Annotated in this window: 9 protein-coding genes, 1 other RNA gene and 1 pseudogene; 6 read left to right on the top strand and 5 right to left on the bottom strand. The window is 32.8% G+C overall.

The window, feature by feature from the left end; genetic code table 11:
* The 4 genes and pseudogenes from BMW63_RS13825 to BMW63_RS18620 form a co-directional block, all read left to right on the top strand.
* Positions 1 to 276 (top strand): annotated as a pseudogene (locus BMW63_RS13825) (transposase); the annotation flags it as partial.
* Between the two features lie 339 nt (positions 277 to 615).
* Positions 616 to 1,185: a hypothetical protein gene (locus BMW63_RS13835; RefSeq protein WP_074724074.1), complete on the top strand. Its 570-nt coding sequence runs from the start codon at positions 616 to 618 to the stop codon at positions 1,183 to 1,185.
* 131 nt (positions 1,186 to 1,316) lie between these two features.
* Complete coding sequence (locus BMW63_RS18615) at positions 1,317 to 1,649, top strand: transposase (RefSeq protein WP_317040291.1); 333 nt, start codon at positions 1,317 to 1,319, stop codon at positions 1,647 to 1,649.
* Between the two features lie 140 nt (positions 1,650 to 1,789).
* A complete protein-coding gene (locus BMW63_RS18620; protein WP_317040292.1) occupies positions 1,790 to 1,981 on the top strand; it encodes a hypothetical protein in 192 nt (63 codons plus the stop codon).
* Between the two features lie 255 nt (positions 1,982 to 2,236).
* On the opposite strand, the gene ssrA is transcribed toward BMW63_RS18620, so the two are convergent.
* Both ssrA and BMW63_RS13850 read right to left on the bottom strand, forming a co-directional pair.
* Positions 2,237 to 2,632: a transfer-messenger RNA gene (gene ssrA / locus BMW63_RS13845) on the bottom strand.
* Positions 2,633 to 2,726: 94 nt separating this feature from the next.
* Positions 2,727 to 3,923: a serine hydrolase domain-containing protein gene (locus BMW63_RS13850; RefSeq protein WP_074724075.1), complete on the bottom strand. Its 1,197-nt coding sequence runs from the start codon at positions 3,921 to 3,923 to the stop codon at positions 2,727 to 2,729.
* A gap of 248 nt (positions 3,924 to 4,171) precedes the next feature.
* Between BMW63_RS13850 and BMW63_RS13855 the strand changes: the two genes are divergently transcribed.
* Together BMW63_RS13855 and BMW63_RS13860 are read left to right on the top strand one after the other, a co-directional pair.
* Positions 4,172 to 5,374: an NAD(P)-dependent oxidoreductase gene (locus tag BMW63_RS13855; protein ID WP_074724076.1), complete on the top strand. Its 1,203-nt coding sequence runs from the start codon at positions 4,172 to 4,174 to the stop codon at positions 5,372 to 5,374.
* 482 nt (positions 5,375 to 5,856) lie between these two features.
* Entirely contained in the window at positions 5,857 to 6,918 is a 1,062-nt protein-coding gene (locus tag BMW63_RS13860; RefSeq protein ID WP_074724077.1) for a hypothetical protein, read from the top strand.
* A gap of 80 nt (positions 6,919 to 6,998) precedes the next feature.
* On the opposite strand, the gene fumC is transcribed toward BMW63_RS13860, so the two are convergent.
* The 3 genes from fumC to arsC form a co-directional block, all read right to left on the bottom strand.
* Entirely contained in the window at positions 6,999 to 8,396 is a 1,398-nt protein-coding gene (fumC, locus tag BMW63_RS13865; protein ID WP_074724078.1) for a class II fumarate hydratase, read from the bottom strand.
* 570 nt (positions 8,397 to 8,966) lie between these two features.
* Positions 8,967 to 11,438, bottom strand: a complete 2,472-nt coding sequence (locus BMW63_RS13870) for a TonB-dependent receptor (RefSeq protein ID WP_074724079.1) — start codon at positions 11,436 to 11,438, stop codon at positions 8,967 to 8,969.
* A 94-nt stretch (positions 11,439 to 11,532) separates the two neighbouring features.
* Complete coding sequence (gene arsC, locus BMW63_RS13875) at positions 11,533 to 11,874, bottom strand: arsenate reductase (glutaredoxin) (protein ID WP_074724080.1); 342 nt, start codon at positions 11,872 to 11,874, stop codon at positions 11,533 to 11,535.
* Positions 11,875 to 11,966 lie beyond the last annotated feature (92 nt).

Genomic DNA, 11,966 nt, shown 5'->3' on the forward strand with positions numbered 1-11,966 from the left:
GAAGAAAATGTTCAAGAGAGCCGAAGAGAATGGATGCTTTTGATGATGGAACGAGCAGGTAAAAAGAATAGCAATGTAAAGCATAGACAATTTTGGCAACAAGATAATCATCCAATAGAGATTTGGTCGCTAAAGGTTTTTGAGCAAAAACTTAACTATATTCATCAAAATCCTGTTGAATCAGGTTTTGTAACTGATACAATAGGTTGGAAATACAGCAGTGCTAGAAATTATGGAAATAATGACCAAACACTTTTAGAGATAGACGTGAATTGATTTATAATGTGGGCACGAGCGGGACGCTCGCGCTAGCGGGGGTCAAGAAATTGTATCAAGAAAATACACACAGTTTTTTGATATACAAGAATCTACAGGAATAAAATATATTGATGAATTAACAGATAAATATCCTCCTAATACCAAAATTGCCGATGTAGCATCTAATAAAGTTGGTGGAGGAAATGCAACTTTAAAAAATGATATTGGAAAGGGGATTGACGGTAAAATGATTTTAGAAATTCCTGTGCAAACAAAACCCATACCTCAATCTATTTTAGATAGGGCTAACATGAAAGGAATCGATATTAGAGATATACAAGGCAAAATTTATAATTAATGAAAAAGGTAAAATTCACAAATTGGTGGGATTCTAGAAAAGTAGAGCAACCAATTGAAAGCGTATTAGCAAAAATGGATGGTTTTAATAAGACACGTTACGGAAAGAAAAAAGTCATCGATGAAAATTTGTTAAATGAAGCTGCGAAACATGCACATGAAAATGGGTTAGTTTATTATTCTATAGTTTTTGAAAATGAAAAGCCATATTGTTTTTTAGAAGTGAATAAAGGCTTTTACAGAGTGTGTTTTTTAGATGAGTTACTTCGTAAGTATATGTCTTATGATTTTACAGATAATTTTAAGGAAGTGAAAGCTGATAAATTATTTTTAAGTTCGATTACTTTTTGGGAATTTGAAGGCAGTACTGATAAAATGGTAAAAATCACAGACCATATTTTCAAGCCTGACGGCTCATTTCATATGATAGAACGAGATTTGATTGCTAATGAGCAAATAGATAGCGAGGCAAAAAACAAAATTGATGTGAGTTCTAATTGGGAAAATTACCCCGAGTTTGGCAAATATGATTCTCTGATACGAAAGGAAAGGGAAATAACTAAAGTATAAGTAAAAAGTACCCGCTCCGCAAAGAGTTAATTAATAGTCTGCTCGCTGCGCAAATGTCTTCGACTTTGCGCCCACAGTTATCAGTCACAACGCTAATCAATAATTAGTTTATAGTATAAAAAAATAAAAAAATGACCAAAGAAGGCTATGTAATATGCGATCAAAGCAAGGCACATTTTATAACTGCAACAGTTGTAGATTGGGTTGATGTTTTTTCTAGAAAGATATATCGGGACAGCATTATTGATTGCCTTAATTTTTGTGTCAAAAATAAGGGTATGCTTGTATATGGTTATGTAATTATGAGTAATCATATTCATTTGGTACTACAATCTAGTACTGGTGAGTTGTCAGATTTATTGCGTGATTTTAAAAAATTTACGGCAAAAAGTATTTTAGAAAAAATACAAACTGAGCCTGACCCGAGCCTGAAAGTGCGAATTGGCGAAGCAGAGCAGACGTGAATGGATGTTGGAACGATTTAAGTTGGCAACCGAAAGTCATTCTAGGAACAAAAATTACCAATTTTACTTCGTCAGTTCGCACTTTCAGGCTCGGGTGGCAATATGGTAATCATGCAGAAGAAATTTATACATCTAAGTTTATGTGGTCAAAGTTAGATTATATTCACATGAATCCTGTACGTGCAGGCATTGTCGAAAAAGCTTCCGATTATATTTACTCGAGTGCCAGCAATTATGTACATGATAGTGGTTTAGTGACTATTGAAAAAATGGATAATCCAATAGTCGACGTTTTGAAGTCTTGGTCATTTACAAAATACAGTAGTTATTAAGATGGTATAAAGGAAAATTGAGGTGGGCGCAAAGTCGGAGATATTTGCGCAGCGGTGTTTCGTTTGGCGTAACAAGTTGTTGATAAAGTTAAATGATTAAAACTAGATTTTTACTAAAAAATATAATCAATTAGTTTGGAATATTTATTTACTCATATTCTACATGGAACTACCTTTATAGTATAACTTTAGATAACATTTTAATTAATAGTAATTAAAAAAAAACCTTGTAAATCAAAGAGTTACAAGGTTTTTTTGTGGAGTCGGGGAGAATCGAACTCCCGTCCAAACAAGCAACTAAAAGGCTTTCTACACGTTTATTTCCTGATTGAATTTTCGACCTTGTGTTTGACCAGAAACAGTCGCACAAGACTTATCTTCTTTATTTCGAAGTCCACCCGAAGCTTATGGAAATCTAGGTTTAAATTTACGATTCACCTTTATCGACCGCTATAAACCAAAGCTTTCGAGGTAAATCCTGCTTTCCTATCTAATAGGACGAGGCTAATCTTACTATAATTCAGATTATGCAGCAAGAGCGTAGTTTCCTTCGCCGTGTATGTGTTTTGGAACCTTTTATTAACGAGAATTGTCCCAGTTCTCCACGTGCTTACTTTTCAATTCGACTTGCTGTCAAAACCAGTCGACCCCTTTTTATTCTAACTCATAAAATAATTTGAGTTTGCAAATGTATTCAATTTAACTGAAATTTGCCATGTGCATTCACATTATTAATCATCAAATATCATTCCTCTTTTTCGTTGTCTTCTAGATGAAACGGATAGTCCCCAAACAAAGCGGCTAATTTTCGTACTTTATAGATTCTCTTGTCGTACTTATTCGATAAAGCAATAATTGTCACCTTTTCTTCCGGTAATGTAACATAAGATGCAGTGTTACCATGCCACCAGCCATTATGAAAATAGAAGTTTTTTCCTGTTGGCCAATTAATCATTCGTATTCCCAAGCCATAGTTTTTTGTACCTCTGTGCTCATTACTGTAGCCTACATAGGCTTCCTGTAATAGTTTTTGATCTAAATAAGCAGCAGAATTTCTACCATTATCAAATTTTAATAAATCTCGAGGTGTCGAATAGATATTCTTATCTCCATAGATTGCATCCAAATAATCTAAATTCACCTTAGCGAAATTCCTTTTGTAAGATGGTACTGCGGTTAACTTGTCTTTCTCATAATCAAAGACATAAGTATTTGTCATTCCTAATGGTTTGAAAACGATTTCCTTCATCGCATCTTTATATTCTAATCCAGTCACTTTTTCAATAATCAATGCCAACATGGCATAATTTGTATTGCAATAACTAAACCTAGAATTAGTTCTAAATTCTAGATCAATATCCTTTGTAGCCATAATCGTCAGTATGTCTTGATTACTTAAGATTTTATGCCTATCCCAAATTCCTTTTTTTTCTGTGAAATAGGCATAATTACGCATTCCGCTTCTATGAGTTAGTAAAGTTCTTATGGTAACATCAGGATAAGGAAACTCTTTTAAAATGGTAGTTACCTTTTGTTCTAAATATAATTTTTTCACACTTACTAATTTCAATATGGCAGTTGCTGTGATTACTTTACTTACTGATGCAATATGAAGGGGCGTTGTACTTGTCATTGCTGACTTCTCTTTATAGTTAGCCAAACCTTCATATTTTTCATAGATAATCTGACCGTTTTTTGCCACAAGAAAACCTCCATTGGCACTTTTATTTGGCCAGTTTTTATTGTAAAAATAAATTATGGAATTCTTTTTTGATTCGATATATGCGGGCGTCAGTTTTGGACCTTGTTGTATTACAATCGGTGTTGCAATCGGTGTCTTTAGGTCAGTATCTATTTCGAGTATCTTCTTTTGTTTACAAGAACTCAAAACCAATAATAGCAGGAGTATTTGTAGTATATTTGCCTTTTTTATAAAAATCATTTTTTTGTGGTACTAGAATAGCAAATATATAGAATCAATCGCGTTTGTTAATTTTTTTATCCAAACCTTAACAGTATTTTATTAAAGTTTTTGAGTTGTTTTTTCTATTATTTTGTGTCTCAGCTTTTAATGGTTTTACGAAATATTTTTTTTTATAAAATAAAAGTAAATTTACTTTAAATTGTTATATTTGTAACAAATACGGCTCGGAAAGTTATATTAAATCTAAATAAAATCGGCGCAAAAATATGAAATTCGGAATTTTAAAAGAAAGAAAGAGTCCACCAGATAGAAGAGTTGTTTTTTCACCTGAGGCAGTAGTACAATTAAAAGAACTTTATCCAGATGCATCAGTGAAAGTAGAATCTTCTGATATTAGAATTTTTTCTGATGAACAATATAAAGAATTAGGAATAGAAGTTGCAGATGATATTAGTGATTGTGATGTTCTATTTGGTGTTAAGGAAGTTCCGATTGAATCTTTAATCGCTGATAAGTCTTATTTCTTTTTTTCACATACGATAAAAAAGCAGCCGTACAACCGAGAATTGCTGCGGGCTATTCTTGAAAAAAACATTGATTTATATGATCATGAAACGATAGTCAACGAAAATAATCGCAGGTTAATTGGTTTTGGAAGATATGCTGGGATTGTTGGAGCCTATAATACGATTCGTGGCTTCGGGCTGAAGTTTGGATTGTTTAAATTAGCCAAAGCAGAAACATTATCCGGAAAAGAGGAATTAATCAATAATTTGAAAAGACTTGTTTTGCCTCCGTTAAAATTCGTAATTACTGGAACAGGAAAAGTGGGTGGTGGAATCAAGGAAATTCTGGATGCCATGAAAATCAAGGAAGTTTCTATTGGAAACTACTTAACTAAAAAGTATGCGCAGCCTGTCTATACACAGATTGATGTATTGGATTATAATAAAAGGATTGACGGAAAAGTTTTAGATTGCAAGGATTTCTATCAAAATCCAAAGGAATACGTTAGTGATTTTGAGCGATTCACAAAAGTTTCTGATATTGTTATTACTGGACATTTTCATGGAAATGATGCGCCTGAGATTCTTAATAGAGAAATGCTGCAATCAAGAGATTGCACTATAAAAATAGTTGGTGATGTTTCTTGCGACATTGATGGTCCTGTTGCCTGTACGCTAAGATCATCCACAATTGCTGATCCGTTCTATGGTTATTTACCATCTGAACATAAAGAAGTAGATGTGTTTCATCCGGCTGCGATTGTTGTAATGGCTGTAGATAATTTACCATGTGAACTGCCAAAAGATGCCAGTGAAGGTTTTGGAACAATGTTTATGGATTATGTAATTCCTGCATTTTTTAACGATGATAAAGACGGGGTTTTGGCTAAAGCCAAAATGACTGAAAAAGGAAAATTGACCCCAAGATTTATGTATTTGCAAGAATATGTAGATGGAAAGTAATTTGTAAACTCTTACTAAAACAAGAATAGAATATGTACTAATTCTGTAAATAATGAATTACCAAATTTTAGTTAGCAACAGACAAAAAGAAACAGCTGTAAAATCAATTTTATAGCTGTTTCTTTTATATGAGTGGTGTTTTTAGCTTCTTTATGTCAAGTTATTTTTGGTTCATGTTTTAAGTCAAAAAAACTCACATTTTTATATTTAGTTATTTTTTGAGATACTGTAATATTTGCAACCATTTTTGAGATATTGTATCAATTTTTTTAATAAAAAGCCTATTTTTTTGTTTTTTTTCATCTTATTCCTTATGATTTTAAAGCTAAAATTAGATTTTTATTTAAAATTTAATATTGAATAATTTTTAAAAATCAAAATATTAATCTAATTTGCCGTCTCTAATACTTAATTAAATGTTAAAATGAGGTATTGCTATTAATTTATCTAATAAAAACTAACCATAAACCCCAAACAAACTGATGAGAACGAACTTTATATTACTACTATTCCTATTTATTTCATTTGCGGGATCAGCTCAAAAAAATCAAATTAAGGAAGCTCAAAGTGAATTTAAAAACGGTAATTCAAATGGAGCTTTAGCTATTTTAGAGAAAAGTGAATATTTAATTATCAATGCAGATTATGATGATAAATCTGAGTTTTATAATTTAAAGGCGGAAGTTTTTAGAAGTTTTGCAGATAAAAAGATTGAAACTGCAGCAAACTTGACAGCTGCTGTGCGAGCTTACAATGAATTAATTAGAGAGGAAAGTCTTTCTGGTAAATATAAATATATTGTCAAAGCAAAAGAAGCTATTAAGCAAATCAAAGACGACTTACAGAATAGTGCTTCAAAAGATATCAAAGCAGATAAATATGCAGATGGAGCAAAGAAAATGTATAGTCTGTATCAGATAGATAAAAACGATACGATAAACCTTTATCTTTCAACGTCATACTTTATGATGGTAAAAGATTATGATTCGGCATTGAAGAATTATAAGGAATTACAAACTCTAAATTACACGGGTAAAGGAATGGAATATTATGCTGTTAATAAAAAAACAAATGTGGAAGAGTTTTTTTTATCAGCTATGGATAGAGATGCTAGAGTTAAAGCAGGTGGGTATGAAAGACCAAGAAATGCTAGAGCTACATCAAAAAAGACCGAAATATTCCGTAATATGGCCATTATTTGCAGTGAAAAAGGTGACTTAAATGCAGCTGAAAATCTTTATAAACAGATGATTGTGTTTAATCCTAAATTTACAGAACCTTATGTGGATTTAGCTTATCTAAATCTTAATAAAAAGAAGGCGTTAAGTGATCAAATGAGTGTTTTAGGAACATCTCAAAGTGATATGCAGACCTATGATAAATTAAAGACAAAAATGGATGATGTTGTAAAAGAAGCTATTTCATATTTAGAAAAAGCAAATGCTATTGAACCTAAGAATGAAAATGTTTCAGATTTGCTACTTAAATTGTATAGATCAATGGATTTAACAGCAGAATATACTGCTTTGAAAGCAAGAATTTAATTTCTATTTAAGATAGATAATATAAAGATAAAGCCCTGCAATGTGAATTGCAAGGCTTTATCTTTTTAAAGTAAATGGGGCTATTTCAAGCTCCCAACCATATCTTCTGGTTTTACCCAAGCATCAAAATCTTCTGGAGTCACATATCCTAAACGAACGGCTTCCTCTTTTAACGTTGTTCCGTTTTTGTGAGCAGTTTGAGCAATTTCTGCCGATTTGTAATATCCAATTTTAGTGTTTAAAGCAGTAACCAACATCAATGAGTTGTCAACCAGTTCTTTAATACGTTTGTAGTTTGGTTCAATACCTTGAGCACAATGTTCGTCAAAAGACATACAAGCATCACCGATTAAACGTGCCGATTGTAAAAAGTTTGCTGCCATTACTGGTTTGAAAACATTCAATTCATAGTGTCCTTGCATTCCTCCAACAGTAATTGCCACATCGTTACCTATTACTTGAGCACAAACCATAGTCAAAGCTTCGCACTGTGTTGGATTTACTTTTCCTGGCATGATAGAGGAACCTGGTTCATTTTCTGGAATGATTAACTCACCAATTCCTGAACGTGGTCCTGAGGCCAACATACGGATGTCATTTGCAATTTTATTTAATGAAACAGCCAATTGTTTTAACGCGCCATGCGATTCTACAATTGCATCATGAGCGGCAAGTGCTTCAAATTTATTTTCGGCAGTTACAAAAGGATGGCCTGTAAATTCAGCAATGTATTTTGCCACAGTTACATCATAACCAGCCGGAGTATTTAATCCTGTACCTACTGCCGTTCCTCCTAGCGCTACTTCTGATAAGTGAGCTAAGGTATTTTTTACCGCTTTTAAACCATAGTTCAATTGTGCAACATAACCAGAAAGTTCTTGACCCACGGTAAGTGGCGTAGCATCCATAAGGTGTGTACGACCTATTTTTACAACGTTTTTGAATTCGGTTGCTTTCGCGTGTAATGTGTCTCTTAATTTTTCAACACCTGGAATCGTAACTTCTACAACTGCTTTGTAAGCGGCAATGTGCATTCCTGTTGGGAAAGTATCGTTTGAAGATTGTGATTTGTTGACGTCATCATTAGCTTTAATGAATTGTTCGCCTTCGCCAATTTCAAATCCTTTATGAACTTGTGCGCGGTTTGCGACCACTTCGTTTACGTTCATGTTGCTTTGTGTACCAGAACCCGTTTGCCAGATTACTAATGGAAACTGATCGTCTAATTTTCCAGCTAGAATTTCGTCGCAAACAGTAGCAATAGCATCTCGTTTTTCAATAGGCAAAACACCTAAGTCGCAGTTAGCATAAGCAGCTGCTTTTTTTAGATATGCAAAACCTTCTATGATTTCTTTTGGCATAGAAGCCGATGGACCTATTTTAAAGTTGTTTCTAGAACGTTCTGTTTGCGCTCCCCAGTATTTATCAGCTGGAACCTGCACTTCACCCATGGTGTCTTTTTCTATTCTGAATTTCATTTTGTTGTTGATTTGTATGTGTTGTTAGTTTAATTATTAATTTGTTGAACTGTACCTGATGTTCTAGCCCTGATAGCAGTGAAAATCCTTATATGTCATTGTTTGGCATATAAGATTGTAATCTCGTTTTTAGGACGAGACGGGATTATCTCCTTAAATTGAGGTCAAAAATACGGATAAATACTTTTTTATGAAAATTGAATCGGATTTTTATTGCTAAGAAAAAATAATAAACATACATTTGTACTTACATTCAAAAATTCCGGAAAACATGTTTGAATTTTCACAGTACTTAGGTTTTTTACTTTTTTTAACCATCCTAACAATGGGATTTTGGTTAATGTTTTTTTTAGTTAGTTTCGTATCCTATTGGGTAGGTGGAGCAACTTGGGAAGCATATAAAGAAAAAAGAAAAGCAAAGAAAGAACAATCAGTTTAGTTTGATTGACACATAAAAAAGGACCCGTTTGTACGAGTCCTTTTTTTTATGCCTTTTTTTGAAAAAAAATACGGGTCCATATTAAAACGAACCCGTACTTATTGAATTAATTAACCCTATTAAATCATTTGTTATCCAGGAAATCCACCACCTTCTTCCTCATTATTTTTTGGCGCATTTTTATCTCTATCCGTTTTCTTTTTGTTGATTCGGTAGGTGAATGACAAATTGAACTGTCTTTTTCTCCATTGAAATTCACTGTACGAACTTACACTTGGTAAATTAGTTTCGGATCTCATTTTTCTCGAATTGAATATATCACTTACGTTAAAAGCGATTGTTGCTTTGTCTTTCAGGATATCTTTGCTAAATGCCGTGTTGATCATATATTGACCTAAACTTCTACCTTGTGCAGTGTTGCTAGGTCCAAAGTACATTGCGCTAGCTTGCCATTCAACTTTTCCAGGTAGTGTTAAACGAGAGTTTACGCGGGAAAACCATGAAAAAGCTTCGTTATCTAGATTTTGAATAATTACTTCGTTTTGTGAATTAGTGTACATAAAATCACCCGTTGTATTCGTGTTATACAAGTTGAAACTACTGTTTATTTTCCATTTTTTTATTGGAGAATAATTTAAAGTAAATTCAAATCCAAATTTTTGTTCTTTTCCAATGTTGATAGGCGTACTCAAAATTACTGGTGTACCATCTACAAATTCACCACTTTCATAACGTACAAATGAGAATACATCAGTTGTATTTTCAAAATACATAGAGGTGTTAAACGTTACTTTATCCCAGCGTTTGATGTATCCAATATCAAATTTATCTGTCAAAGAAGGATCTAAATCAGGATTACCTCTAAAGATATTAATATTACTTGATACGTTAGGGGTAGGGTCTAAAAAGCGACCCCTTGGTCTAGATAAACGTTTACTGTAACTTAAAGAGAGGCTGCTTTGGTCTGAAATTTCATAATTTACAAAAGCACTTGGGAAAAACTTATTGTATTTCTTATTATTGTACTCTGCTGAACCTAATAAGTTCACATCGATGTTTGTGTCTTCCCAACGTAAACCAAATAAATAAGAAAATTTATTTACTTTGAAACCATACTGCGTATAAAGAGCGTTGATTTTTTCTTTGTATTCTAATGTATTTGATAAGAAATTATCAACATTATTTCCATTATCATCAGAGAAAATATCATATGCTTTATTTAGATTATTGAAGTTTCCTTTATAACCTGCTTCAAACTGACTTCCTTCCCCAACAGGTAAAACATAATCTGCTTGAAATTGATATTGTTTTTGAACTTCATGATTGTTTGTAGTACCAAAAGTTGACTTTTCAGGAAAAGTGACATTTACTCCATTGATCGTTGAATCATCTTTATCATTACTTTTAGAAAACGACCCATCAACCGTTAGTTTATGTCCTTTGTCATTGAAGTTCTTAATTAAGTTAGAGGAGTATTCAAAGTCTTCGCCATTGTTATTTCCGTTATTTAAACGGTAGCTAATTGAAGCGAAATCTCTATTGCTGTCAAAAGCATTGTAATTTACTAGATCTTCATTCTTTCCGCCATTTTCTCTGTAACTAATCGCGTTGGTCCAAAAAGTAGTTGGGTTTATTGTCCATTCTACTCCAGATTTTGTGTTAATTCCGTCTCTAGTTCTTTTCGTATTTCTAGTTTCATCGATGTATTTATTGGTAGAACCGTCAGAATTGAAATATTGAGCATTAGTTAATCCTCCACCTTCATTGGTTCTGTAACTATAACCAGTTGAAGTAAAGTAATTCAGATTTTCAGTTTTGTAATTTAAGTTTGCGCTTAAACCATAGGTTTCAGGAATTCCTGTTGAAGCGATGAACGAACCATTAAACCCTTGGTTTTTTCCTTTTTTAAGGATGATATTTAAAATTCCGGCGCCACCTTCAGCATCATAACGAGCAGATGGATTAGTTATTACTTCTACCTTGTCAATAGCATCGGCAGGAATTTGGCGCAAAGCTTCTGCCATGTTTAAGGCATTTGAAGGGCGACCATCGATAAAAATACGAACATTATCACTTCCTCTTAAACTTACGTTTCCTTCAACATCAACAGAAACAGAAGGAACGTTTTCTAAAACATCACTTACTGTTCCGCCTTTAACTAACATGTCCTGACCTACATTGTATACTTTTTTATCGAGTTTAATCTCGACAGTAGATTTCTCTGCACGAATAACTACTTCATTTAGTTGTGCCGCATCTTCACTTAATGAGATGGTTCCTAAATCAGTATTTGCTTTAAGCGCTTTATCTTTTAATTCTATTGATTTGAAAGAAATAAACTCAATTTTAACGGTGTAAATTCCTGGATTCACATCTATATTGAACTCTCCTTTTGGATTTGTTATTCCTCCAGCTACAACTTTAACATTTTTAGAACTGGTAAAGGTTACTGTTGCGTATTCTAGCGGTTGTTTGCTTATTTTTTCAATAACAGTTCCTGTTATCTTAATTTTTTCTCCCATTGGACCTCCTTGCTGAGAAAAACTCATAAAAAAGGAAAAAAATAAAGTGAGCGTTAAAAAGTGTTTTAAAGAGTGCTGCATTATTGCTATTTTAAGTTATGCAAATTTGACTACAAATTTTAGATATGGTTTAATGTACAAATCACAAAAAACTGTTAAAACAAACTGCTGGTGACTAAAGGAAATCCGTAATTTTATCTAACTCTCTGCCAATTATTGCTTTATCTCTTTTGATTACAATAGGGCGTTCGATAAGAATGGGGTTTTCGACCATAGCTTTTATGATTTCTTCATCGGTCATTTTTAGATTTTTAAAATTATCTGCCCAAATTTTTTCTTTTTGGCGTATTAACTCTAAAGGTTTAATGTTTAGCTTTTTTAGTAATGCTAACAGTTCGTCTTTTGTAGGAGGATTTTTTAAATATTCTATGATTTCATATTCTTTTCCAGCCTCTTCTATGAAAGCAACGCAGTTTCTTGATTTTCCGCAACGGGGATTATGGTATATTTGTATCATTTTATTGTTTTTTCTTTAGTAATGAAAATTAAAATAAATAAAGTATTTTTCGAAGGAACAAAAATAGACTTTGATAGTCTAATTTGGTATAC

Origin of the sequence: Flavobacterium frigoris (assembly GCF_900111075.1) — a bacterium.
Classification (GTDB): domain Bacteria; phylum Bacteroidota; class Bacteroidia; order Flavobacteriales; family Flavobacteriaceae; genus Flavobacterium; species Flavobacterium frigoris.

Coding starts and splice junctions, on each gene's coding strand:
- BMW63_RS13855 (WP_074724076.1), top strand. CDS start 4,172: ATGAAATTCGGAATTTTAAAAGAAAGAAAGAGTCCACCAGATAGAAGA.
- BMW63_RS18620 (WP_317040292.1), top strand. CDS start 1,790: ATGTGGTCAAAGTTAGATTATATTCACATGAATCCTGTACGTGCAGGC.
- arsC (WP_074724080.1), bottom strand. CDS start 11,874: ATGATACAAATATACCATAATCCCCGTTGCGGAAAATCAAGAAACTGC.
- fumC (WP_074724078.1), bottom strand. CDS start 8,396: ATGAAATTCAGAATAGAAAAAGACACCATGGGTGAAGTGCAGGTTCCA.
- BMW63_RS13850 (WP_074724075.1), bottom strand. CDS start 3,923: ATGATTTTTATAAAAAAGGCAAATATACTACAAATACTCCTGCTATTA.
- BMW63_RS13870 (WP_074724079.1), bottom strand. CDS start 11,438: ATGCAGCACTCTTTAAAACACTTTTTAACGCTCACTTTATTTTTTTCC.
- BMW63_RS18615 (WP_317040291.1), top strand. CDS start 1,317: ATGACCAAAGAAGGCTATGTAATATGCGATCAAAGCAAGGCACATTTT.
- BMW63_RS13860 (WP_074724077.1), top strand. CDS start 5,857: ATGAGAACGAACTTTATATTACTACTATTCCTATTTATTTCATTTGCG.
- BMW63_RS13835 (WP_074724074.1), top strand. CDS start 616: ATGAAAAAGGTAAAATTCACAAATTGGTGGGATTCTAGAAAAGTAGAG.